The organism is Thermoanaerobacterium calidifontis (assembly GCF_055381745.1).
Window position 1 is genome coordinate 877,532 of the sequence record NZ_AP042436.1, and the last position, 25,699, is coordinate 903,230.

Genomic DNA, 25,699 nt, shown 5'->3' on the forward strand with positions numbered 1-25,699 from the left:
TTATGCATCTCCTTAAATTGTATTTTTTATCAATTTTTTATATTCGCTTACGTTTAAGCCTGTGTATTTTTTAAAACACGATGAGAAGTAGTTTGGGTCTTGTATGCCTACGGCATTGGCGATTTCAAATGACTTCATGTTCTTCTCTTTAATAAGGCTTATTGCCTTTTCCATTCGCTTATTTGTCAAGTATTCTATGAAGTTTATGCCTGTTTCCTTTTTGAATGTCCGGCTTAAATAGCTGGGATTTAAATAAAAATGCTTTGCTACGAATGATAGTGACAAATTGCTGTCGCTAAGATTTTCATCTATGAACTTTTTAACATCATCAATCAAATTGTTTATGTTGCTAATCTGTTCTTTATTGACAGCCTTTATTGTGTTTATTACTATGGACGATAAGAATTCTACCATCTCAGGCAGCGTCTCTATATTCACTATCTTGTTGTAGGTGTTTATTTCGGATAAATATATATCGTCAAAATTCTCTTTTAATTCGAGAGAGACTGAGAAACAGACCGAAATAATGTTTAATGCACTTACGTGTATTAACTTAAGTGCGTTTTCACTTTTAACATCGATCAAAGAAAAAACTTCTTTTACAGTATTTATCGCATCGTCTTCTAATCCGGATTTCAGATAAAATTTTAATTCATTTAAAAGATGCATTGTGTCGCTTTCCGATTTACTTTCTTTAAATTGGACATCTCTATAATGTATTATATTGTTATTTCCAACTGCAATGTGATAATTTAATGCATCGATGGCTTCCATGTAGGACGTTCTAATTTCGCCGATGTGTTCTTTTATGTTGCCGATGCCGATATTTAAAGTACAATCAAGCTCTTTATTTATTTTGTTTTTAAGACGCATGCAAATTTTATATAGATCTATCTTCTCATCGTTGCTTAGGATGACGATTCTATTCATCTGGTCAGAGAATACAATGATATTTTTTAACTTTTTGAAATAGCTTTTGATATAGTTACTGACTTTAAAATTTTGAATCAAGCGAGATTCTTCACTCATGTTCGTTGAATTTACGATTTCTATTGCAGCAATTTGAAAATTTCCATTTTTAAAGTGAAATTTAAAGAAATCAAGCTTTTCATTTATTGAATTTTCAGATAAATTACTAGTAATCAGCTCATTCAAAAAACGCTCTCTTAGATAAGGTAGGTTTTCATATAATTGCTTTTTTAAATCTTCAAGTTCTCTCTTTTCTTTTTTCTTTTCTTCAATGTACGATTTCACTTTTTTTACTGTGTTTAAGACTTCATTTTCGTCAATAGGTTTAAGCAAAAAATCAAAGATACCTAATTTTACAGATTTTTGAGCGTAATTAAAATCATTGTAGCCTGTAAGGACTATAATTATTAATGATGGGTGTCTCTTTAAAATAAATTCACTAAATTCGATGCCGTCTATACCGGGCATTTTTATATCGGTAAAGACGATATCTGGTTTTAATTCATCGATTAATTTTATGCCTTCATTTGCATTTGAAGCTTCTCCCACAATCTCCATTCCTAACGATTCCCAATTTATGCATTGCTTCAAAAGACTTCTTTCCAAATATTCATCATCTATTATAAATACCTTAATGTTATTTTCAGACATCTTAGTCCTCCTCATTTATTGGAATAGTTATTACAATAGTTGTTCCTTCGTCTGGTTTACTTTGAATCTTCACAACATCGTTGTAATTGTAGTAGATTTTTAGCCTTTCAATTGTAGATCTTAGCCCAACTCCTTTTGATTGACCAGATTCTATTTCCCTTAGCTTTTTTTCACTCATGCCTTTTCCATTGTCAGAGACAATAAGGGTTATTTGATTTGAAGCGTAAAGAGATTTTATTGTTATTATGCCTTGCCCGTCTTTTCCTCTTACGCCGTGGTTTAATGCATTTTCTACTAAAGGCTGAAGTATCAGCTTAGGTATTTTATAAGGCAATGTTCTATCGTCAATTTCTTTTATAACGTCAAATTTATTGCCAAAGCGTATCTTTTGAATTGTAAGATAATTATCTATTATTTCTAATTCATCTTTTATCGTTATTTCTTCATTGCCGTTCATCAAAAAAGATCTATAAAACTTTCCTAAGGCTTTCACAATTTTACTGGCGTTTTTCGTGTCATTCATCAAAATCAACGCACTTATTGCATCAAAAGAATTAAACAGGAAATGAGGCTTTATCTGCGATTGCATTACTTCCAGTTCTAGCTTTCTTTTCATCTTCTGCTCATTTATTATATCGCCGATTAGCTTTTTTATTTCATCGATCATCTTGTTGTACACGTCTTTTAACATACCTATCTCGTCGTTTCCTGTGGCGATGTCTACTTTTTCAAATTTACCGTCTTTTATGCCTTTCATGGAGTTTACTAACTTTACTATAGGTTGTGATATAAAAAGCGATATAAAGAGAAGCCCCAGCAAAAGCAATACTATGTTTATGACTATGACAAAAAGAAGTATTATGTTGTAGATCCAAAATTGGCTATTAAGTTCATTAAACGGCGTTATGCTGATGATATTCCAGCCGAAGTCATTTTTCAAGTCTGATATTATATAGACTTTACCATCTATCTTTCTAACTGTTGAGCCATTTGGACTGATGAATGTATATATTTCACTGTTTAAATTTTTGCTGATGTTTGTCGGCTTAATTATTGTATTGCCCTTTTCATCTCTTATTATTATGCCAGACGTATAGGTATTTATTGAACTATTTATATACTTGTACAAATAAGATTCAGAAATATTTATTATCATGATTCCGGCTGGCTTCTGACTATTTATATCGTTTATGACTCTTATAAATGATACATATCCTTTATTGCCATTGCTTTGATCTATGAGATTTCCATCATTTGCTTCTAGTATATATTTTCCACTTAAACTTACAAGCCTGTCATACCATTTAGCTGTCTTTATTGTAGACAAACTGATGCTTTTAAAAGAGACATTATCAACAAAGTATTCGTTTCCTAAGTTGTCAAAAATATATATAGACGAAATAAAGTCATTAAAGTTTAAAAAATCTGACAAATATTTGCTCATTGGCTGTATATAGCTTGCATAGTTGCCTGCATTTCCATTTGCCAATGCTGACTGCAGAATTTGGCTAGATATTAATATTTTAGACTGATTGTCTACGGTGTTTATTAAAGACTCTATGTTGGAATTAATATTAGAGACAATTTCATTTGAAACTTGCATAACCTTGTTGCTGGTAATATTATTATTTATCTCTTGGTATGCAATCGAAAGAAAAGAAATCGAAATAATAAGCACAAACAAGTAATACAACACTATTTTAGAGGATATACTTAGATCTCCAAACTTTTTAATTACCTTGTCAAACATCTTATTTACTCCTTTGGAGCTAATTTTTTTAATGCATTGAATGACATAAAATTATATAACATCACTTTTGTGACATTTAAACAAAATACTTTATCTATATTTTATCACATTTTTAGAAAAAAAGTAACCAGTTTATTTGTTGATTAGACAAAGTAAAAAAATTAAAGAATCAGGTAAAAAAATTCTATTTGCTTAAAAATTTTTTGATATATAATTCTCTTATAAGTAAGAGTTAGAAATAAAAACAAGTATTAACACTAATTTATTTTTATTCCTTTATATTCTTTTGTTTTATTTAATTTCTTTTAAGTTCCTTTATTCAATACGAAGGTTTATTTGACAACACTAGTAAACGTTAAGTGCAAAATGATGGTATATATGGGTAGATATGTTGTAAATATTTAAACACTTGTTTGATTATTTAAAAATATTTTTCTACTCATATATAAAAAATATATTTGAACTATACGGAGGTGGTGTGTTATAAAAGATATCTTCAATATTTTCTAAATTTTTTAATATTTGTGGGAGGGGAAATGATGAAAGGGAAAAAATTATTTATTTTAATTCTGACGATTGTAATGGTTATCTCAGCTCTCTTGACAGGCTGCAGTAACACAAAAACAACCAGCAATAATACAAGCAAAAACACATCTAGCAATAATACTAAAGAAAAGAAGACATTCACACTTTTCTATGATACATCAACAGCTACGCCATACGACTATACAAAGACACCTGTCTGGAAAAAGCTTTCTGATTTAACAGGTGTTAATTTACAAGTAAGTTATCTTGTTGGCACAGATGAGACATCAAAAGCGACACTTATGATAAGTGGTGGCGATTTGCCTGATTTAATTGTGGCAAGTAATAACACATTTGAACTTTTTAGAGAAGCTAATGATCTAGTGCCTCTTGATGATTTGATCGACAAATACGGAACAAACATTAAAAGATGGTATTCTCAGGAAGATTTAAACAAGATGAGAGACCCAAAAGATGGACATATTTATTATTTGACACCGGCAAGAAAAGCACAATACCTATATCCATATTCAGGTTTCTATCTTCCATTAGAGGTTTTAAGAGATGCTGGATGGCCTAAGAAATTAACGCTTGATCAGTATTTTAACATAATCGAAGATTATGTTAAAAAGCATCCGACATATAATGGACAGCCAGTAGTAGGATTTACTGCTCTTACTGACAGTTGGAAGATATTTACGTTAACTGGTGTTCCAAGTTACTTAGCTGGAAATGCAAATACAGGCGATGTATGGGTTGATGAAAACAATAAAGCACATCCATTTGCAATAAGCCAATGGGCACATGATTATTATAAAAAGTTGAACGAAGAATGGAACAAAGGCATACTTGACAAGCAGATGTTTACTAGAAATTATGATTCATATCTATCTTTGATTTCATCAGGAAGAGTTTTAGGATTTTACGATCAACGTTGGGATATCCAAAATGCAATTAATTCATTAGAGCAGCAAAAACTTTATGACAGAGTACCTTTTGCTTTGCCTGTTACTTTCGATGGTGTTACAAAAGAAGACTATAACAGCATGAATATGACAGGAAATAGTGCAGGCATTGTTATAACAAAGAGCTGCAAAGATCCTGTTGCCGCATTCAAATTCTTAGATGCTATGTGCAGCGATGAAGCTTTGAAGCTTGAAAACTGGGGCATCGAAGGCAAAGATTATTCAGTAAAAGACGGAAAGATGTACATGACACCAGACCAATTAACTCAATATAAAGATAGCAATTATACTAAACAAGAAGGAATCGGACAATATTGGTATTTCCCACATCCAAATGATGGTGAAAAACTTGCAGATGGCAATTTTGCATCACCGCAAGATACTCCAGAATATATAGCAAGTTCATACAAACCATACGAACAAGAAGTATTAAAAGCATATAATATAACCAATTTGTCGCAAATGATGGCACCACCAATTGAAACACCTTATGGCTTTGTATACGATATAAGCATACCGGATAGTGAACAGCAGATTAAGATTGCAAACCAAAAAGCATCTGACCTTACAAGAAAATATGTAGCACAAATGATACCAGCAAAACCAGATCAGTTTGAAAGCATTTGGAAAGAGTACGTTTCTGAAATGCAGAAAGCCAATTACGATCTTGAAGTGCCATATATCCAGAAGCAAATTGATTGGAGAATACAGCATTGGGGCGCGAAATAATAAATCAATATAATTAAAATAATTAAAAAATCTTGTAATGAAGTACGATTTTCGTACTTCATTACGCTTAAAATATTATTTGGAGGATTGAACATGGCTGTTACAGATGCTAGAGTAGAAGTTTTATCAGAAGAAAAGATGGTAAATGATAAAAAAGACGAGAGAAAGAAGTTTTTTAGAAAATTAGCTCAGCAAAAGGAACTGGTATTGATTGTAATACCGTTTCTTGTATTGCTGATTATATTTAGCTATGTGCCGTTGTGGGGATGGATAATAGCATTTAAAAATTTTAATCCAGCTGTTGGAATAAACCAATCTCCTTGGGTCGGACTTGAAAATTTCAAAATGTTGTTTGAAGATCCAACTTTTTATCAATCAATACGAAATACGTTAGGAATTAGTATTTTAAAATATTTTCTTGGATTTTTTTCTTCAATAACATTGGCGATTCTGATAAATGAAGTTAGAAATGTGAAATTCAAAAAGACGGTGCAAACTATATCATATTTGCCTCATTTCGTTTCATGGGTTGTTGCAGCAAGTATCGTCCTTGATGTCTTATCACCAGATGGAGTTATAAATCAACTACTTCTAAAATTTCACATTATAAAGCAGTCTATAAACTTTATAGGAGTTCCACATCTTTTCTGGCCCTTGATGGCGCTTTCAGATATGTGGAAAGAAGTTGGATGGAATTCAATAATTTACCTGGCGGCAATGACTGCCATAGACAGTGAGTTATATGAGGCGGCAAGTATAGATGGAGCAGGCAGAATAAGAAGGATTTTCTCCATAACATTACCATCAATAGTGCCAACCATAAAAATACTTTTAATATTAAATGCAGGATGGATATTAAACGCAGGATTTGAACAAGTATTTCTATTATCAAATCCGATGGTTATAGACTACTCACAGACATTGGAATTGTATGTATACAATTATGGTATACCAATGGGGAGATTTTCATTTGCGACAGCAGCCGGTATATTTAACTCAGTTGTTTCTTTAGCAATGGTTACATTAGCAAATAGAATATCGAAGGCACTTAGTGGTGAAAGTGCATTTTAATCTAATTTACAAAATTTCAGGAGGTTATAAAGTGGCTAGAAATAATAGAATAAGGTTGAGTACAGAAGACATTGTATTTGACACAATCAATTACATTATTCTCACGATTGTAATAATAGTCACCCTGTATCCATTTGTACATGTATTAGCAGTTTCATTTAACGATGCTATAGATACAGTGAGAGGTGGAATTTATCTATTTCCAAGGAAATTTACGACTTTTAATTACGTTTCAATTTTAAATGATTCTGAGATTTACAATGCAACGATAATCTCTGCATTAAGAGCTATCATAGGTTCTGTTTTAAATGTTATTGCAAGCATAATAGTCGCATATGCCATAAGCAGAAGGGATTTTGTTTTAAGAGGAATCGTTTCGAAAATTTTTACTTATTCAATGTATTTTACAAGTGGCTTAATTCCATATTACTTGCTAATTAGAGATTTACATCTTATGAACAATTTTTGGGTTTACATCTTGCCAGGGATAGTAAGTGCATGGAATATAATGGTTGTAAGAAGCTATATTGATGGTTTACCAGCTAGTCTTGTAGAATCAGCGAAATTAGATGGTGCAAGCGAACTAAGAATAATATTTTCTATCATATTTCCACTTAGTGTACCAGTATTAGCGACGATAACGCTTTTTGTTGCAGTTGGACAATGGAATTCATGGTTTGATACAATGCTTTTTTGTTCAATGAATCCAAATTTAAGCACATTACAGTATGAATTGCAGAAAGTTTTGCAGTCGACTCAGCAGTTTACACAGCAAGCATCATTTGATATGGGACTAAGAAACAATTCCAATACAGTTACCCCAGAAAGCATAAGAGCAGCTATGACGATAGTAGCGGTTGTTCCAATTATGATGGTTTATCCATTCTTGCAGAAGTATTTTGTGAAGGGTTTAACTATTGGCAGTGTTAAGGGTTAATATGTTTTTGATTTATATAAATGATGAAAGGGGGTATTTAAAAATATTTATTTAGACAAAGTCATGCAAATTGCGAGGTGATAGTAAATAAATTTTTCAATAATTAACTTTAATGAGGGAGGAAGTAAGAATGAAGAGTATTGTAAATAAAGTTGTATCTATTATTACAGTTTTCATAATGATTTTTGGGACATCATTGTTTTTCCCACACATAAGAGCATTTGCGGATGATATTAATACAAATAATACAAATCTGGTTTCTAATGGAGACTTCGAAACCGGGAACGTAATTGCAAATGGGACTTTTGAAAATGGAAATACTTCTGGATGGGTTGGAACAGGTTCATCTGTTGTTAAAGCAGTATATGGAGTAGCTCATAGCGGAGACTATAGCTTATTGACGACAGGGAGGACAGCTAATTGGAATGGACCTAGTTATGATTTGACTGGTAAAATAGTTCCAGGGCAGCAATACAATGTGGATTTTTGGGTGAAATTTGTTGATGGCAACGATACAGAGCAAATTAAGGCTACTGTCAAAGCGACTTCTGACAAAGATAATTATATACAAGTTGATGATTTTGCTAATGTCAATAAAGGCGAATGGACAGAAATAAAAGGCAATTTTACTTTACCTGATGCAGATTACAGCGGCATTAGCATCTATGTAGAATCTCAAAATCCTACTTTAGAGTTTTACATTGATGATTTTTCTGTAATAGGTGAAATTTCAAATAATCAAATTACAATACAAAATGATATTCCGGATTTATATTCAGCATTCAAAGATTATTTCCCGATCGGTGTTGCGGTTGATCCAAGCAGATTAAATGATACGGATCCACATGCTCAATTGACGGCTAAACATTTTAATATGCTTGTTGCAGAAAATGCCATGAAACCGGAAAGCTTGCAGCCTACAGAAGGAAACTTTACTTTTGATAATGCTGATAAGATTGTTGATTATGCAATAGCACATAATATGAAGATGAGAGGTCATACATTGCTTTGGCATAATCAGGTTCCGGATTGGTTTTTCCAGGATCCATCTGATCCGTCTAAACCAGCTTCAAGGGATTTACTACTTCAAAGATTAAAAACTCACATAACAACTGTGTTAGACCATTTTAAAACAAAATATGGTTCTCAGAATCCAATAATTGGATGGGATGTAGTAAATGAGGTTATTGATGACAATGGCAATTTAAGAAATTCTAAGTGGTTACAAATTATAGGACCTGATTATATAGAAAAAGCTTTTGAATATGCGCATGAAGCAGATCCATCTATGAAATTGTTTATTAATGATTACAACATCGAAAATAATGGTGTTAAAACACAGGCTATGTATGACTTAGTGAAAAAGTTAAAAAGTGAAGGTGTGCCGATAAGTGGAATAGGCATGCAAATGCACATAAATATAAATTCAAATATAGACAATATAAAAGCTTCTATAGAAAAACTTGCTTCATTAGGTGTGGAAATACAGGTAACCGAATTAGATATGAATATGAACGGTAATGTATCGAATGAAGCACTGCTTAAACAAGCGAGATTGTATAAACAATTGTTTGATTTATTTAAAGCTGAAAAACAATATATAACTGCTGTAGTTTTTTGGGGAGTTTCGGATGATGTGACTTGGCTTAGTAAACCAAATGCTCCACTGCTTTTTGATTCAAAGTTGCAGGCGAAGCCAGCATTTTGGGCAGTAGTAGATCCAAGCAAAGCTATACCCGATATTCAATCTGCAAAAGCTTTAGAAGGATCACCTACGATTGGAGCAAATATTGATAGTTCTTGGAAACTTGTAAAACCATTTTATGCAAATACTTATGTTAAAGGTGTTGTTGGTGCAACTGCTACTGTTAAATCTATGTGGGATACTAAAAACTTATATTTACTAATACAGATTTCAGATAATACTCCATCTAATAATGATGGTATTGAGATTTTTGTAGACAAGAATGACAATAAATCCACTTCTTATGAAACTGATGATGAACATTATACAATTAAAAGGGATGGTACAGGGAGTTCAAATATTACAAAATATGTAACATCTAATAATTATGGATACGTAGCACAGATAGCCATTCCAATTGAAGATATAAGTCCTGCAGTCAATAGTAAAATTGGATTTGATATTAGAATAAATGATGATGAAGGTAGTGGCAATATAGATGCAATAACAGTTTGGAATGATTATACAAACAGTCAAGATACTAATACATCGTATTTTGGAGATCTAGTGTTGTCAAAATCTGCACAAATAGCAACAGCTATATATGGTACTCCTGTTATTGATGGCAAAGTAGATGATATTTGGAATAATATTGAACCTATTACAACAAATACATGGGTTTTAGGCTCAAATGGTGCTACTGCGACAGCAAAAATGATGTGGGACGATAAGTACCTTTATGTTTTGGCAGTTGTTACAGATCCAAATTTGAATAAATCTAGTGTTAATCCATATGAACAAGATTCTGTAGAAGTTTTTGTAGATCAGAATAATGATAAAACAACTTATTATGAAAGTGATGATGGACAGTTTAGAGTTAACTATGACAATGAACAGAGTTTTGGTGCAAGCACTAATTCAAATGGTTTTAAGTCGGCAACTAGCCTTACAGAAAGTGGATATATTGTAGAAGAAGCTATCCCTTGGACGAGTATCACTCCGTCAAATGGCACTGTCATAGGATTTGACTTGCAAGTTAATGATGCAGATGAGAATGGTAAGAGGACAGGTATTGTCACATGGTGTGATCCAAGCGGAAATTCATGGCAAGATACTTCTGGGTTTGGAAACTTGATGCTGACAGGTAAGCCATCTGGTGTCCTAAAAAAAGGTGTAACATTTAATGACATAAAAGACAATTGGGCGAAAGACGTAATAGAAGTATTAGCATCAAGGCACATAGTAGAAGGGATGACAGACAGCCAGTATGAACCAAACAAGACAGTAACGAGAGCAGAATTCACAGCAATGATACTAAGGCTATTAAACATAAAAGAAGAAGCCTACAATGGAGAATTTAGCGATGTAAAGAGTGGAGACTGGTATGCAAACGCAATAGAGGCAGCATACAAAGCAGGATTAATAGAAGGTGATGGAAAGAACGCAAGGCCAAATGACAGCATAACAAGAGAAGAGATGACAGCAATAGCCATGAGAGCATACGAGATGCTGACACAGTACAAAGAAGAAAACTTAGGTGCCACATCATTTAGCGACGACAAAACCATAAGCGACTGGGCAAGAAATGTAGTGGCAAATGCAGCGAAATTAGGAATAGTAAATGGAGAGCCCAACAACGTATTTGCACCTAAAGGAAATGCCACGAGAGCAGAAGCAGCGGCTATCGTATACAGTTTATTAGAAAAAACAAATAATCTGTAAGTAAAAAGACAGAGGGAAAAATTATTCCTTCTGTCTTTTGCTTTGTATTAACTTAGACTGTAATTTCTATTGATGTGCTTCTTTTATCGAGGTTAAAGTGAAATTTTCTATTGCCGACGATTAATTCATATTCTCCTAAAAAGCCTGTGAATTCGAATTCGCCTGTATTGCTTGTGACAAGTCGTGTAGGATGCGTCCACCATTCATCTTTTATAAGCTTTTTTAATTCATAGTATGATGGTTTGCATGAATTGTCACGTCTAAGAAGACCTGCAGGTGCACCAAGCCATGCATTTTCATCACAAAAATTCCACCATGTGATTGATTCTACCATTGGATGCACAAAAAGAGTCTTATAATGCTTTACAATTTCCATTGCTTGTCGTTCTTCACCATCAGGTGTTGACGGCCAATCACTTATTTGGTAGTCATTTAAATCCTCTATCTCGGGTGGCATCAAATGTCCGGATAACAACGTATTTTCTGTAAAATGCAATGGAATGTTGAAATGGGAAAATCTCTCAAGTACTTCTAAAGTCTTCTCGACGCCCCAATATCCTTGATGCATGTGTGACTGAATTCCTATGGCATCAATAGGGATTCCAGCTTCAAGGCATCCTTCTATGAGTATTTCGTATGAAATTGATGTATTAAAGTCATTTATAAGTAAAACTGCATCAGGATTAGCCTTTTTTGCTTCATTAAAAACTTCTTTTACAAGGCGAATGCGGCCTAATTCTTTGCATATCCTGGTTATTCCATTGTCGTACTTATCAAAAATAGGCATGATGACGACTTCATTTATTACATCCCATATGTCAACTAATCCTTTAAAATCGCTTACTTCACGTTTTATGCGTTCAAGCTGAGCTTTTAATATGTCTTCATTGCTCATATCTAAGAGCCAAGGTGCTGTTACGGTATGCCAGCAAAGTGGATGCCCTTTTACAATGCAGCCTTTTGATACAAGCCACTCTGATGCTTTTTTGAGTCTATTTGTATCTGGCTTTCCTTTTTCAGGTTCAAATCTACCCCAATAAAAGGGAATCGTGGCATAATTAAATACATCGAAAAATTTTTCAAAACGTTCCTCAATTTTTTCTTTATCGTTTTCTTCTAATTCACCATTGGCAAGTGGAAGAGAATCGAATGCTCCGCATCCAAATAAAAATTTATGCTTCACTTGCGACACAGTGACTTCAGCGTCTTTTATAGGTGAACCGTCTTTTTTAGTTAGCCTTATTTTAACGATTCCTTTGCGGTGGTTTAATTCATCTGAAGTATTTAGGCTCATTATAATCCCTCCAATGATATGTAATTGTTTATAAATAAAATTTACTCTCATACATTAGATAAGTCAATAAATTATGTATATAAGACTAACATAATATTAAAGCACTTTTTTGTCGTATTTGACGATGGACTATCTTTGTATTAAACAAGTAAAAATATTTAAGATTGTAGTAAAAAATTTATATTCATTCTAAATATATGGTATTTTATTATATTATTGTAAACAATTTAATCAAAGTAATAGAAAGGATGTGAAGGCATGAAGGTGTTTAAAAAAATCATGCTGGTTTTACTATCAATTATGTTGATAGTCAGCACATCAGCATGTAGTACAGGTTCAAAAGGTTCAAGTAATTCTAATGCATCTAAGTCTTCAAATTCATCTGGTACAACTCAAAAGATAACGCTTACATTCTGGAATATCTTCACTAACGACCCGCAAAAGACCATAGTCAAAAATATAGTAGACAAATGGAATCAAGAGAATCCTAACGTGCAGATAGAGCAAAGTATAACTGAGAATGATGCGTATAAGACGAAGATAAAGACTGCAATAGCAGCAAATGAAGCTCCTGATATTATATATGCTTGGGGTGGAGGATTTTCAAAGCCATTTGTTGATGCAGGAAAGATATTGGCTCTTGACGATTATTTAAATGATGGTACAAAAGATAAGATGTTACCTGGAGCGCTCAATAATATTACGTATAATGGAAAGGTTTACGGTCTGACATTTGCACAGCAAGCCAGCGTACTCTATGTAAACAAAGAGCTTTTTGACAAGTACAATGTAAAGATACCTACAACATTTAGCGAACTTATCGACGCTATAAAGACATTTAAGTCGAAAGGTATAACACCATTTGCCTTAGGTGAGAAAGATGAATGGCCTGGAATGTGGTACTATGACATGATAGCGCTTCGGGAAGCTGGAGCACAGCTTTCCAGAGATGCGCTAAATGGAAAAGCTTCTTTTGAAGATCAGGCATTCGTTGATGCGGCAGAAAAACTACAGGAGATGGTAAATGCTGGTGCGTTTGACCAAGGTGTCATGGGCCTTACGAGAGATGAAGCGACAGCAGAATTCAATCAAGGCAAGGCTGCTATGTACTTCGGAGGAAATTTTGATGCAGCTTCATTTGAAGTAGATTCTTCATTAGTTAAAGGCAAGGTTGAAGCTGTAAGATTTCCTACCATCGAGGGAGGTAAAGGAGATCCGACTGAATACATTGGCGGTGGCAGCGATGTTTTACTTGTAAATGCCAATACTAAATATAAAGACGAGGCTGTAAAGGCTGCAAAATATTTGGCTGAGAATATGTCTCTTGAGTTTTACAAAGTTGGAGCTGCTTTGCCTACATGGAAATACGATAGTGTAGATCAGTCAAAAGTCGATCCTTTAGAGATACAGATAATGAATAACATCGTGGCGAATTCTAAAGACAGCGTCCTTGCGTGGGATCTGTACCTTGAAGGGGATCAAGCACAGACACATAAAGATTTGGTAGCACAATTATTTGCAAAACAGATTACTCCACAGGATTACGCTAAACAGATGCAAGAAAAAATCAATGGAAAATAAAATGATGTATACCGCAAAGCGTTTTAGCTGCTTTGCGGTATTTTAAAATATGCATGAAAAATGAATAGGTAAATAAATTAAAGATTGTGGTAAAAAATTTGTATTCAATAAAGTTTAATGATGCTTTATCATATAAGTGAAAGATGTAAACATTACAATAACAAATTTAGAAAGGATGCGTGGCAATGAAAAGATTTAAAAAACTCATACTAGTATTGCTATCGGTTGTACTGATTATTTCAGCATCAGCATGTGGTACTAGCTCAAATAACTCTAATGCTTCTAATTCGTCGAAGTCATCAGGTTCATCTGAAAAGATAACGCTTACGTTCTGGAATCTATATACCGGTGAACCAGCAAAAACAAAAGTTAAGGAGATCATCGATCAGTGGAATAAAGAAAATCCAAACGTACAGATTGTAGAAAGCGTAACAGAAAATGATGCTTACAAGACGAAGATAAAGACAGCAATAGCAGCAAACGAAGCACCAGATATTTTTGAGACGTGGGCTGGAGGATTTTCACAACCTTTTGTAGAATCAGGCAAAATTCTCCAATTAGATAGCTATTTAAATGATGGAACAAAAGATCAATTGTTACCAGGTGCTTTTGATAATGTTACGTATGATGGCAAAATATATGGTATCCCATTTGATCAACAAGCAAGTGTACTTTATATAAACAAAGAGCTTTTTGATAAATACAATGTAAAGGTTCCTACAACATTTAGCGAACTTATTGATGCCATAAAGACGTTTAAGTCGAAAGGCATAACACCATTTGCTTTAGGTGAGAAAGATGAATGGCCTGGAATGTGGTACTATGATATGATAGCGCTTCGCGAAGGCGGTGTGCAGCTTACGAGAGATGCTTTAAACGGCAAAGCATCATTTGACAACCAAGCATTTGTAGATGCAGCTCAGAAGCTTCAAGACATGGTTAATGCAGGTGCATTTGATTCTGGATTTATGGGGCTTACGAGGGATGAAGCCACAGCAGAATTCAATCAAGGAAAAGCTGCTATGTACTTTGGAGGAAATTTCGATGCAGCGGCATTCGATTCAGACCCATCATCTCTTGTAAAAGGCAAGATTGAAGCAGTAAGATTCCCGACAATTGAAGGCGGCAAAGGCGATCCTACAGAGTATATTGGAGGTTCAGTTGGAGCATTAATGGTTAGTGCAAATTCAAAACATAAAGATGAAGCTGTCAAAGCCGCAAAATACCTTGCAAAACAACTATCAGACATGGAGTATTTGATAGCTGCTGGCTTGCCAGAGTGGAAATACGATAGTGTAGATCAATCAAAAGTTGATCCATTAGAGATTCAGATTATGAATAATATCGTTGCAAATGCTAAAGGCAGTGTTCCTGCTTGGGATATTTATCTTAATGGCGATGCTGCACAGATTCATAAAGATTTAGTAGCACAATTGTTTGCAAAACAGATTACGCCACAGGACTATGCAAAACAGATGCAACAAAAGATAAACGGAAAATAATGATATTTTCAATTTCCTGCTAATTAATCCATAATTAGCAGGAAATTGTTTAGCTATACAATGATTAGTTACTATTATTTGTTTCTATCATTTTTGTTAGGAGGTTTCCTATGGAAAAAATCTTAAGCGATAAAAAGGCTATATTCCTCTTTGTGTTTCCGGCGTTTTTAGTCTTTTTAGTCATCGTACTGCTTCCTATATTTTTTTCTTTCTACTACAGTTTGCTAAAATGGGATGGATTCAGCAAAGGGGTATTTATTGGGCTTCAAAATTATAAGAACCTATTTATAAACAATACAGATGGATTTATTATCTCGGTGAAAAATTCATTTATTTTAGCTGTGTTATCTGTTTTCATTCAGCTACCTATTTCTCTTTTACTAGCTCTTATTCTCTCAAGAGGGATTAAAGGCGAGAAGTTTTACAGGACTGTTTACTTCATTCCGGTCATTTTGTCCACTGTCGTCATAGGACAACTTTGGATGAAAATATACAATCCTAATTACGGGCTTTTGAATTTTATACTGACTAAGATAGGGCTGCAATCACTTACAAATCAATGGTTGGGAAATACTAAGACGGCCCTTGGGGCAGTATTTGTACCTATACTGTGGCAGTACATTGGCTATCACATGCTACTTATGTATGCATCGGCAAAGTCTATACCTACTGATATATACGAAGCTGCTAAAATTGATGGCGCCACAGAATCGCAGATTGCATTCAGGATAACAATACCACTTATGAAGCCGATACTAAAAGTCTGCGTCATATTTGCTGTCATTGGTTCTTTTAAAGCTTTTGATTTAATATACGTTTTGACAAATGGTGGACCGCTTCATGCCAGTGAAGTGCCATCAACACTTATGTACAACATGATATTCTTTAGATATCAGTATGGTTATGGCAGTGCTATGGCGATATTTATCATATTGGAATCACTGATTGGAACAGTTATCATACAAAAACTATTTGGAAAAGATGAAGCATATTAAAGGTGGTGTGAAAATGGAGATTGTAGCAAACAAAAAAAATAAAAGCGGTGGAAAAAAAATTGGTTTTTACCTATTGGAAGCTATGCTTGTTATCTGGGCTATAATACAGTTATACCCATTGTTTTGGCTGTTTTTGTTTTCTGTTAAAAACAATACTGAAATTTTTGGCGGCAATATTTTAGGCTTTCCACGTATATGGCAGTGGTCAAACTATTCTGAAGCATTGTCCAGCGGCAATGTAGGCAGATATTTTATAAATAGTTCTATTGTCACTATTTTGACCATAGTAATATCAAGTGTTTTAGTTGCAACAAGTGCTTATGCCATCGTAAGGATGAAATGGAAGTACAGCAAATTGGTTTTAACCATATTTTTGACGGGTATGATGGTGCCGATACACGCTACACTGCTTCCACTCTTTATAATATTGAAAAATTTGAACTTGCTTAACACGTACGCATCGTTAGTGATACCTTATGTGGCATTTGCTATACCGATGGGCATATTTATTTTGACTGGATTTCTCTATACGATACCAAAAGAACTTGAAGAATCTGCTTTTTTAGATGGATGCAGCATATATAAGTCGTTTTATTACATCATACTGCCGCTTATAAGACCTGCATTGGCGACAATAGCGATCTTTACCTATTTGTCGACGTGGAATGAGCTTATGTTTGCGAATACTTTTATAAACAGCGATGCCATAAAGACATTGACAGTTGGTATAATGTCCCTATCTGGACAATACCAGACGGAATGGGGTCCTATAGGTGCTGGACTTGTAATCGCTACGATTCCTACAATTTTAATATATGTCTTGCTTAGCGAACAGGTGCAAAAGAGCCTTGTAGTAGGAGCTGTAAAGGGGTAAAATTATATACAGAGGTTGCTTAGGATAGAAATTTTGAAAAGGAGATAATGAAAGTGAGAATACGCTTTGATTATTACCCTAACGGCAAAAGAAAAGCATTGACTATGAGCTATGACGATGGACAGGTTTACGACAGAAAATTGGTTGAGATCTTCAATAAATACGGCATAAAAGGGACGTTCAATCTTAATTCAGGTATGTTTGACTCTGAACCTTATGTATCAAAAGAAGAAATAAAGAAACTATATGAAGGACATGAAGTTGCTGTCCATACAGTAGACCACCCGTACCTTACCTTAATATCAAAGGAAGAATTGGTGTATCAAATAATGGAAGATAGAAAGAATCTTGAGGCATTGGTGGGCTATCAGGTACGAGGTATGGCATATCCATTTGGCGATTACAGTCATGCTTTGGCAAAAGAGCTTAAATCATTTGGAATTGAGTATTCAAGGACTGTTAATTCTACAAGAAGCTTTAGAATACCAAATGACTTTTTAGAATGGCATCCAACGTGTCACCATGATCAAAATGTAATAGGAAAGCTTAATGACTTTAAAAATGTGCCAGCGTGGGAGCAAATGCCTTTATTCTATGTTTGGGGACACAGCTTCGAATTTGAGAGAAATGGCAATTGGGATTTGATAGAAGAATTTTGCAAGATGGCATCATTTGACGAAGATGTTTGGTACGCTACAAATATTGAAATTGTGAATTATATAAATGCACTAAAAAACTTAAAATTTAGCGCTGATGGCAGCATTGTATATAATCCATCAGCAATACCTGTATGGATTGGAGTAGACGGTGAAGCAGTGAAGATAGATTCTGGTGAGACGAAGTTATTGAAATAACATTTATTTAAAATCATCCACTAATGTCGATAGTAAGACGACATGGTGGATGATTTTTTACGGCTTAAGAAAAAAATTTTTTAACCGAATATTAAATTAGAGGAGGTGATAGTGTGAAAAAGATAGTGGCATTTGCACTTTCAGCGGCGATTGTTATAGGTTCTGTATCGCTTGTTGCGGCAAAACCGAGGGAAAATCACAGAAATGCTTTAAGACAGGAAAGTGCAATAACTGTAAAAAGTGAAAGTAGAGAAGAAGTATCTTTTGGTAAAAGTAAAGAAGTAAATTACACGTTTTATCATGGAAAAGTCAGAGCAAAAGGTAGAGAAATCAAGTTTGATGTTCCTCCTGTAATCAAAAGCGGTACCATGCTTATTCCAGTCAGAGCTGTTGTTGAAAGCTTAGGAGCAAATGTAAATTGGGATGCTGCAACAAATACTGTTACTATAACAAAAGGTGGTACGACAATTGTATTTGACTTAAATGGATCAAAAGTGTATGTCAACGGCAGCGAAGTGACTTTAAGCATGCCAGCAATGGAAATAAGCAATAGGACTTTTGTGCCCATAAGGTTTATAGCAGAAACACTTGGAGTAAATATCAATTATGATGATAAAACAGGCGATGTCGATATAGAAGATGAAAGCCAACAAGGTAGTACAGTATCGCAAAGCGTTTATGGACAGACAAATGACACTGTATCGCAAGATGTCTATGGTTCTGATGATACGGTGACAAATAGTGTATATGGTGAACAGGATTAATCGTCATACGAAAAAGGTTGTAAGTCCATATTACAAAAATGGATTTACAACTTTTACTTTATTTTGAAGTAATTTTTGGAACTATATAAATTATTGAACACAGTTTTACATTATGATACTATATTTTTAGATTTTAGAGAAAGAGTGAATACTGATGAATGGGGAACAATTGGAAACAAAAGAAAAGATTTTAAATGCGACGATTGATATAGTTGGCATGAAAGGAGAGGCTACAATCAGAGAGATTACCGAAAAGGCTGGTGTTAATGTCGCGTCCATAAATTACTACTTTGGCAATAAAAATAACCTGCTAAAAGAAGTAGAGAACTACTACGCAGAGAAACTTTTAAAATCAGGTTATGATATTTTATTGGATACAACTTTGACACCTCAAAATAGGATTTTTAAGTGGGCACTAAATTTAATAGAGTACATGTACAAATATCCGGCATTGATTTCCATAATTGTCAAACTAACACATGATGATAAAAGTTACAATCCAGTAATAATTAAAAAGATATATTTTAATGATGAAGTACAAAAGATAGTTGAAAATATTATTAAAGACATAACAAAAATAGAAGACAGTAGAATTTTAAATTTCAAATATCTGCAGCTTTTTTCAGGAATTTTGGGTACTGTCATAAATCACGTTGTAGTGAGTATTTACGGTGATGAAAAAAGCATTTTAAATATAAGCGATTCTGAAGAATTAAGACAGTACTTAGTGCTTTTAATAGAAAGTATTTTAAGGTAAATGTTCTATTGTCATTTTTTTGCTTTTTAGACATAGAATATTGATTAAATAGTTTTATTGTGCTAAACTTAAAACAAGTATTTTAAACAGTTGTTTAATCATATAAATGGGAGTAGATATTAATGGGAAGCTTTGTAGAAGTTAAAAACCTTGTAAAAAGGTATAGGATGGGAGAAATAACCATTACTGCTGTATCTGGAGTAAGTTTCAATATAGATAAAGGGGAATTTACAGTTATAGTAGGTGAGAGTGGGGCAGGTAAGACGACAGTTCTTAATATGCTTGGTGGAATGGATACTTGTGATGAGGGTGAAATAATTGTAGATGGAAATGACATAAGCAAGTACAATCAGCGACAATTGACGACTTACCGCAGAAAAGATATTGGGTTTGTGTTTCAATTTTACAATCTGGTCCCCAATCTTACTGCTTTAGAGAATGTAGAACTGGCAACGGACATCTGCGATAATCCAATGGATCCTGTAGAAGTGCTTAGAGATGTAGGACTTTCTGAAAGGTTAAATAATTTTCCTTCCCAATTATCAGGTGGTGAGCAGCAAAGGGTGGCTATAGCAAGAGCATTGGCTAAAAACCCTAAATTGTTATTATGTGATGAACCAACAGGGGCATTAGATTATAAGACTGGCAGGGCAATTTTAAAGCTATTACACGATACATGCAGTAGATTAGGAATGACCATCATAATAATAACCCACAATAAAGCGATTGCACCAATGGCGGATAAAGTTATAAGCCTTAGAAATGGCAGCATAGATAAGATATCTATTAATGATTCTCCAGTGCCTATAGAAAGGATAGAATGGTAAATGGGAAAATCTTTGATGAAAGACATATTTAGAGAAATATCTAATACGAGAAAAAGATTTTTATCATTGTTTTTCATCGTGTTGATGGGAGTAGGTGTTTTTGGTGGAATAAAAGCTGCCAGCCAAGACATGAAGCTTACTGCCTCAAAATACGCTGCTGATTATAATTTGTTTGATGTACAAATTTTATCTACAATGGGTCTTACAAGTGATGATTTGAATAGCATCAAATCTGTAAAAGGTGTACTATCGGCATACCCATTTTACACAGTTGATGCTGTTGTTGATAAAAATAATAAGGGGTTTGTAGTAAAAGTCATAAGTGTAGATCCAGTCAAAATTAAGAATGATAAAAATTATGTAAATAAACCTAAACTTTTAGAAGGCAGATTTCCTGAAAACAATTCTGAGTGTGTGGTGGAGACAAAATTCCTTAAAGATTTAGGATTTTCAATAGGCGATACTGTAACTATAAATTTGGATTCTCAAAATCAAGACAATATAAAAAACAAAAAATTCAAGATAGTAGGTGTAGTCGAAACGCCTTATTATATATCAAGAGACAGAGGTTCCAGCAATGTGGGAAATGGCCAGATACAGGCTTTTATGATGGTACCTAATTCTGATTTTTCAATGGATGCCTACACTGAAATAGATGTGTTGGTAGATGGTGCAAAAAAATTTTCCACATTTTCAGATGAATACTACAATTTTATTCAACCTGTAAAAGATGATTTAACAAAATTAGGTAAAACTCGAAGTGAAATCAGATATGAAGAAATTAAAAATAAAGCGCAAAAGGAAATCGACGATGCTAAAAAAGCTCTGGAGGATAAAGAAACTAAGTACAACAAGGAATTATCTGATGCAAAAGCAAAGCTTGATGAAACAAAAACTACACTTCAAAATTCTCAAATCCAGTTAAATAAAAGACAAGCCAGTTTTAATGAGCAAATGGCTTTAAATCAGAAAAAAATTGATGATGGGAAAAATCAGATTGCTAATACTCAAGCTGCTATATCACAAAATGAGGTGGAATTAAACAGTGCAGAAGCTGAGATACAGGCAAAAGAAAAAGAATTAAATTACGATGAGAACATGAAAAAATTAAGTTCGACGTACGATGAGCTTAATAGTTCTCTGAATCAATTGAATTCTGAGATAAACAATAACCCGTCTTTGAAAGATCAGCTAAAACCAAAAGTAGATGAATTAAATGGGCAAATCGCAAGCATATCAAAACAAATAGATACACTTAATGCCAGCAAAAAAGCATTGGATGAGAATATGGTCCGATTAAGTGAAAAGAGATCGCAGCTTGAAAGTGCCAAAGCACAATTAGCTGCTTCGCAGGAAAGCATAAAAGAACAGGAATTAGTTTTAAGCAAAGCTAAGGCTCAAGGACAAATGCAGATAGATAATGCAGCAAAACAACTAAATGATGCCTTCTTAAAGCTTAATGATAATTATAAGAAATATGAGGCTAATAAAGCAGAATTTGACAAAGAGATAAGTGAAGCAAAAGCCAAAATTGCATCCTCGGAAGAGAAACTTAAAGATTTAAAAAAGCCTACATGGTATATATTAGATAGAAAATCTAACATAGGTTATGTGGAGTACGGGGACGAAGCAGACAGGATAAAAGCATTAGGCAATGTATTTCCGACCATCTTTTTCTTGGTTGCGGCTTTAGTAAGTTTAACTTCTATGACCAGGATGGTGGAAGAACAGAGGACCCAGATGGGAATTTTAAAAGCTTTAGGTTATGGCAGACTTTCCATAATGCTCAAATTCGTCATTTATTCATCTGTTGCCACAATATTAGGCGGATTTGCTGGTTTGCTTTTGGGTTTCAACATATTGCCGAGGATAATTTTCAATGCGTACGGGATGATGTATACACTGCCACCTGTGATTACAGAATTTAATTCATATTATGCTTTTGTGGGGATTTTTGCTGCGCTTGTTTCCACTACGGCTGTTGCAGCGCTTGTGTGTTTTAATGATCTGAGAGAAGTCCCTGCATCGCTAATGAGACTTAAAGCACCTATGGCAGGTAAAAGAGTTCTATTGGAAAACGTGAGATTTATATGGTCTCGACTGGATTTTATGCAGAAAGTGACTGCCAGAAACATATTTAGATACAAAAGGAGATTTTTAATGACTGTAATAGGGATAGGTGGATGCACTGCACTGCTGCTTACTGGATTTGGAATAAGGGACTCAATAAATATCATTGTTTCTAAGCAGTTCAATGAAATCTTCAAATATCAGATGATAACGACCTTTAAAAGTGACGCTTCTAAAGAAGATCTAAATGAGCTTACAAATGCTATAAATAATGACAAAAATATAAAAGAAAGCATTATGCTTAATCAATCCAGCATTGATGTTATAAAAGGAAATGTGAAAAAGACCGCATTTCTTGTCGTTACAGGAGATAAAAACAAGTTTAGAGATTTTATAGTCTTGAGAAATAGAAATACAGGTGCAGAGATACCTCTAAAAGATGATGGAGTTGTAATAACGGAAAAACTTTCTAATATGCTTAAAGTAAGAAATGGCGACTATATGTACTTGGATACAGGCAGTGGAGGAAAAGTAAAAGTTAAAATTGATGGCATAGCAGAAAATTATCTACAGCATTACGTTTATATGAGCTCATCTTTGTATGAGAAATTATTTAATAAGAAGATGTCATCAAACGAGATACTGTCGAAGCTCAATGATAGTTCAAATACAAAAGAAGATGAAATATCTCAAAAGATATTGAAATCAAAAGCTGTAATGACGGTCAATTTTATTTCATCTGTTAAAAAGACGTTTCAGGACGTCGTAAACAATTTGTTGTCAGTCGTATTAGTCTTGATTGTATCTGCAGGTACGCTTGCTTTTGTGGTTCTTTACAATCTGACAAATATCAATATAACCGAAAGGATAAGAGAGCTTGCCACGATGAAAGTTTTGGGATTTTACGATGAAGAAGTTTCTCTGTACGTCATGAGAGAGAATTTTATCTTGACAATCATAGGAATTTTATTAGGGTTTGTGATGGGCGTCTTTCTACACAGGTATCTCATGTCAACAGTAGAAGTCGACATATTGATGTTTGGAAGGAATATTGAACCGATGAGCTTTTTGTATTCTGCACTTATCACAATGGGATTTTCTATCCTTGTAAGCATTGTAGTGCACTTCCAGCTTAAGAAAGTCGATATGGTGCAGTCATTAAAAAGTCCAGAGATTGATTAATAAATGGTATTGTGCTATCATTTGATGAAGATTTCAATGATAGCACAATATTTTCTATTTTTATTGATGAATTCTGCACATTAATTTATAATTGTTAATAAGTTATTAAATTTCTATATGTAAAGGAGTGTATCTGCATGCCTATAATTAATTCAATAACAAAGGAAAAATTAAGTGACAACTTGAAAAATACTTTAAAGACAGAGTTTGCATCTATGATGATGGATGTAGCCGGTAAAAGCGAAAATTGGCTTATGGTGAGATTTGCAGAAGGTGACGACATATACTTTCACGGAGAACCTTTAGATAAGGGGGCAATCGTTGAGATACAGTTAATAGGAAAGCTTACAAGAGAACAAAAGGAGAAGATTTCAGCCAGAATCTGCGATATTTTTGAAAGTAATTTAAAATATCCTAAGGACAATGTGTACATAGTTATTCAAGAATTTGCCGGTGAAAATTGGGGATACAATGGCAGTACATTTTAAAGGTGAAAAATTATGTCTGATAAAATAAATTTTAATGTCATAAAACCTATTGATGAGGCAAGATACCTTACTGCTGATAATGCATCAAGGTATCGCCTCATCATGCGATATTTTTACCAAAATTATGAGCGGCTTAGATACTGGCTAACTAAAGAGGATGTGTATAATTATGTAAAAGGTTTTGATTTGTTCTACGACTATACATTGGATAAGTGTGAGCAGGATTTAAAGTCGCTGACTGAGTGGAAAAACTTGATAGCTGAGCAGGATACTGGAAGAGCTCAATCTGCAGAAGAATTTAAAAATAAAAAATTTAGATACATGCTTAGCGAGTATTCGATAGAAATAGAAAGGATGACAATTAATCTAGAAAAAATAAAAGGCTATGGTGGTTCTTTAGAGTCATCTTTATTCCAAAGATTGTATGAAAACTTAAAGAAAATTGATGATATATCTAAAAGCGATGACTTAGAAGTTGTATACAGATGGTGGAAAGATTTTACTTCAGATTTTGAAAATATTTATCATAACGCCATAGACTACATTGCCAGCTTGCAAAGTTCAAATGCAGATGAACTCATGAAAACTGACGCTTTCTTGATATACAAAGACAAGCTTACTGAGTATTTAAGAGGATATATAAAGGATTTGCAGAGGTTTTCTCAAGTTATCGTATCGCTTTTAAATAAGATTGATAAAAAGTCGTTAGATGGTATTGTAGAAAAATTGCTTATTTATGAGGAGAACATACCGAGGTTGGATAAAGATTTTGATATAAACGACATTAAAGAAAATATATTGAGCAAGTGGGACAACATAGTATTTTGGTTTAGAGGAAATGGCGATGAAGATAGTGAAGCGTACAGGCTTCTTGAAATATCAAATGAGATAATAAGAAAGATCACGATGTATGCGGCCAGAATCTCTGAAAACAGGTTAAAGACTGCCAGCAGGAAAAGTGAGTATATAAAGCTTTCTAAGATATTTGCAAACGCTGATGATATAACTTATGCACATAAGCTTTCATCAGTTGTTTTTGGAGTTTTTCACACGAGACATTTGTACGGCGATTTTGACAAAGGGACTGAAAGCATAAATGAAAGCGTATGGGATGACGTGCCGTGTAAATTCTCTATAAGGCCTAAGACCAGAAGCTATACACAATCCACAAAGACAAATGCTATAATAGATAGGGCAGAAGAAAAAGAGATGTGCTTAAAGCAGTACCTTGAAGAAAGACACAGTGAGATTGAGGAAATATCAAAGTATATTATTGACGGAAAGATAGTTTTAAAAGAGTTACCAATAATTAAGCCTTTTATAAGGACAACCCTTTTAAATTGGATAAGCAAATCTTTAAGTCAGCCTAAAAACATAGCAAAGTCAGAAGATGGAAGGACATACAAAGTCAACATTTCAAGGAACAAGACGATAGTTCTAAAATGTACAGATGGGATTCTTGAAATGCCTGATGTAACGATTGAGTTTTTAAATTGATACGGTGGTGT

General features: G+C 33.9%; 18 protein-coding genes. 15 read left to right on the top strand and 3 right to left on the bottom strand.

What is annotated here, in order from left to right:
• Positions 1 to 12: 12 nt before the first annotated feature.
• On the bottom strand, positions 13 to 1,620 hold the full coding sequence (locus tag ACZ42G_RS04390) for a response regulator (protein WP_085113013.1): 1,608 nt from the start codon (positions 1,618 to 1,620) through the stop codon (positions 13 to 15).
• A 1-nt stretch (position 1,621) separates the two neighbouring features.
• Entirely contained in the window at positions 1,622 to 3,370 is a 1,749-nt protein-coding gene (locus ACZ42G_RS04395; RefSeq protein WP_464851602.1) for a sensor histidine kinase, read from the bottom strand.
• Positions 3,371 to 3,909: 539 nt separating this feature from the next.
• Here ACZ42G_RS04395 and ACZ42G_RS04400 point away from each other — a divergent pair.
• The 4 genes from ACZ42G_RS04400 (at position 3,910) to ACZ42G_RS04415 (ending at position 11,003) form a co-directional block, all read left to right on the top strand.
• Complete coding sequence (locus ACZ42G_RS04400; RefSeq protein ID WP_274892534.1) at positions 3,910 to 5,589, top strand: ABC transporter substrate-binding protein; 1,680 nt, start codon at positions 3,910 to 3,912, stop codon at positions 5,587 to 5,589.
• A gap of 93 nt (positions 5,590 to 5,682) precedes the next feature.
• On the top strand, positions 5,683 to 6,660 hold the full coding sequence (locus tag ACZ42G_RS04405; protein ID WP_464851603.1) for an ABC transporter permease: 978 nt from the start codon (positions 5,683 to 5,685) through the stop codon (positions 6,658 to 6,660).
• A 31-nt stretch (positions 6,661 to 6,691) separates the two neighbouring features.
• Positions 6,692 to 7,597 carry a carbohydrate ABC transporter permease gene (locus ACZ42G_RS04410; RefSeq protein WP_085113010.1) on the top strand — a complete coding sequence of 302 codons (906 nt, stop codon included), beginning with the start codon at positions 6,692 to 6,694 and terminating at the stop codon, positions 7,595 to 7,597.
• Between the two features lie 130 nt (positions 7,598 to 7,727).
• A complete protein-coding gene (locus ACZ42G_RS04415) occupies positions 7,728 to 11,003 on the top strand; it encodes an endo-1,4-beta-xylanase (protein WP_464851605.1) in 3,276 nt (1,091 codons plus the stop codon).
• A 52-nt stretch (positions 11,004 to 11,055) separates the two neighbouring features.
• Here ACZ42G_RS04415 and ACZ42G_RS04420 read toward each other — a convergent pair whose 3' ends face one another.
• Entirely contained in the window at positions 11,056 to 12,297 is a 1,242-nt protein-coding gene (locus ACZ42G_RS04420) for an endo-1,4-beta-xylanase (RefSeq protein WP_274892535.1), read from the bottom strand.
• Positions 12,298 to 12,555: 258 nt separating this feature from the next.
• Here ACZ42G_RS04420 and ACZ42G_RS04425 point away from each other — a divergent pair, with 258 nt between their 5' ends.
• From ACZ42G_RS04425 to ACZ42G_RS04475, 11 genes are all read left to right on the top strand, one after another.
• Positions 12,556 to 13,878, top strand: coding sequence for an extracellular solute-binding protein (locus ACZ42G_RS04425; protein WP_085113007.1), 1,323 nt, complete (start codon positions 12,556 to 12,558; stop codon positions 13,876 to 13,878).
• Between the two features lie 185 nt (positions 13,879 to 14,063).
• Positions 14,064 to 15,380 (top strand): extracellular solute-binding protein, encoded by a 1,317-nt coding sequence (locus ACZ42G_RS04430; RefSeq protein WP_464851607.1) that lies wholly within the window; start codon positions 14,064 to 14,066, stop codon positions 15,378 to 15,380.
• Between the two features lie 110 nt (positions 15,381 to 15,490).
• Entirely contained in the window at positions 15,491 to 16,375 is an 885-nt protein-coding gene (locus ACZ42G_RS04435) for a carbohydrate ABC transporter permease (protein ID WP_085113005.1), read from the top strand.
• A gap of 13 nt (positions 16,376 to 16,388) precedes the next feature.
• A complete protein-coding gene (locus ACZ42G_RS04440) occupies positions 16,389 to 17,249 on the top strand; it encodes a carbohydrate ABC transporter permease (RefSeq protein WP_085113004.1) in 861 nt (286 codons plus the stop codon).
• A 47-nt stretch (positions 17,250 to 17,296) separates the two neighbouring features.
• The gene (locus ACZ42G_RS04445; RefSeq protein WP_464851609.1) at positions 17,297 to 18,103 is read left to right on the top strand and encodes a polysaccharide deacetylase family protein; all 807 of its coding nucleotides are present in this window, start codon (positions 17,297 to 17,299) and stop codon (positions 18,101 to 18,103) included.
• A 113-nt stretch (positions 18,104 to 18,216) separates the two neighbouring features.
• A complete protein-coding gene (locus ACZ42G_RS04450; RefSeq protein WP_464851611.1) occupies positions 18,217 to 18,867 on the top strand; it encodes a copper amine oxidase N-terminal domain-containing protein in 651 nt (216 codons plus the stop codon).
• A 154-nt stretch (positions 18,868 to 19,021) separates the two neighbouring features.
• Positions 19,022 to 19,624 carry a TetR/AcrR family transcriptional regulator gene (locus ACZ42G_RS04455; RefSeq protein ID WP_464851613.1) on the top strand — a complete coding sequence of 201 codons (603 nt, stop codon included), beginning with the start codon at positions 19,022 to 19,024 and terminating at the stop codon, positions 19,622 to 19,624.
• A 122-nt stretch (positions 19,625 to 19,746) separates the two neighbouring features.
• On the top strand, positions 19,747 to 20,451 hold the full coding sequence (locus ACZ42G_RS04460) for an ABC transporter ATP-binding protein (RefSeq protein WP_464851615.1): 705 nt from the start codon (positions 19,747 to 19,749) through the stop codon (positions 20,449 to 20,451).
• Positions 20,452 to 23,703, top strand: coding sequence for an FtsX-like permease family protein (locus tag ACZ42G_RS04465; protein ID WP_464851616.1), 3,252 nt, complete (start codon positions 20,452 to 20,454; stop codon positions 23,701 to 23,703).
• Positions 23,704 to 23,840: 137 nt separating this feature from the next.
• The gene (locus ACZ42G_RS04470) at positions 23,841 to 24,191 is read left to right on the top strand and encodes a phenylpyruvate tautomerase MIF-related protein (protein ID WP_274892540.1); all 351 of its coding nucleotides are present in this window, start codon (positions 23,841 to 23,843) and stop codon (positions 24,189 to 24,191) included.
• A gap of 12 nt (positions 24,192 to 24,203) precedes the next feature.
• Positions 24,204 to 25,688: a TIGR02677 family protein gene (locus ACZ42G_RS04475; protein WP_464851618.1), complete on the top strand. Its 1,485-nt coding sequence runs from the start codon at positions 24,204 to 24,206 to the stop codon at positions 25,686 to 25,688.
• Positions 25,689 to 25,699 lie beyond the last annotated feature (11 nt).

Excerpts from the sequence above, each read along its gene's own strand:
- ACZ42G_RS04445 (WP_464851609.1), top strand. The coding sequence starts at position 17,297 with ATGAAAGTGAGAATACGCTTTGATTATTACCCTAACGGCAAAAGAAAA.
- ACZ42G_RS04465 (WP_464851616.1), top strand. The coding sequence starts at position 20,452 with ATGGGAAAATCTTTGATGAAAGACATATTTAGAGAAATATCTAATACG.
- ACZ42G_RS04440 (WP_085113004.1), top strand. The coding sequence starts at position 16,389 with ATGGAGATTGTAGCAAACAAAAAAAATAAAAGCGGTGGAAAAAAAATT.
- ACZ42G_RS04425 (WP_085113007.1), top strand. The coding sequence starts at position 12,556 with ATGAAGGTGTTTAAAAAAATCATGCTGGTTTTACTATCAATTATGTTG.
- ACZ42G_RS04435 (WP_085113005.1), top strand. The coding sequence starts at position 15,491 with ATGGAAAAAATCTTAAGCGATAAAAAGGCTATATTCCTCTTTGTGTTT.
- ACZ42G_RS04470 (WP_274892540.1), top strand. The coding sequence starts at position 23,841 with ATGCCTATAATTAATTCAATAACAAAGGAAAAATTAAGTGACAACTTG.
- ACZ42G_RS04390 (WP_085113013.1), bottom strand. The coding sequence starts at position 1,620 with ATGTCTGAAAATAACATTAAGGTATTTATAATAGATGATGAATATTTG.
- ACZ42G_RS04420 (WP_274892535.1), bottom strand. The coding sequence starts at position 12,297 with ATGAGCCTAAATACTTCAGATGAATTAAACCACCGCAAAGGAATCGTT.
- ACZ42G_RS04455 (WP_464851613.1), top strand. The coding sequence starts at position 19,022 with ATGAATGGGGAACAATTGGAAACAAAAGAAAAGATTTTAAATGCGACG.
- ACZ42G_RS04395 (WP_464851602.1), bottom strand. The coding sequence starts at position 3,370 with ATGTTTGACAAGGTAATTAAAAAGTTTGGAGATCTAAGTATATCCTCT.
- ACZ42G_RS04415 (WP_464851605.1), top strand. The coding sequence starts at position 7,728 with ATGAAGAGTATTGTAAATAAAGTTGTATCTATTATTACAGTTTTCATA.
- ACZ42G_RS04475 (WP_464851618.1), top strand. The coding sequence starts at position 24,204 with ATGTCTGATAAAATAAATTTTAATGTCATAAAACCTATTGATGAGGCA.
- ACZ42G_RS04430 (WP_464851607.1), top strand. The coding sequence starts at position 14,064 with ATGAAAAGATTTAAAAAACTCATACTAGTATTGCTATCGGTTGTACTG.
- ACZ42G_RS04405 (WP_464851603.1), top strand. The coding sequence starts at position 5,683 with ATGGCTGTTACAGATGCTAGAGTAGAAGTTTTATCAGAAGAAAAGATG.
- ACZ42G_RS04400 (WP_274892534.1), top strand. The coding sequence starts at position 3,910 with ATGAAAGGGAAAAAATTATTTATTTTAATTCTGACGATTGTAATGGTT.
- ACZ42G_RS04460 (WP_464851615.1), top strand. The coding sequence starts at position 19,747 with ATGGGAAGCTTTGTAGAAGTTAAAAACCTTGTAAAAAGGTATAGGATG.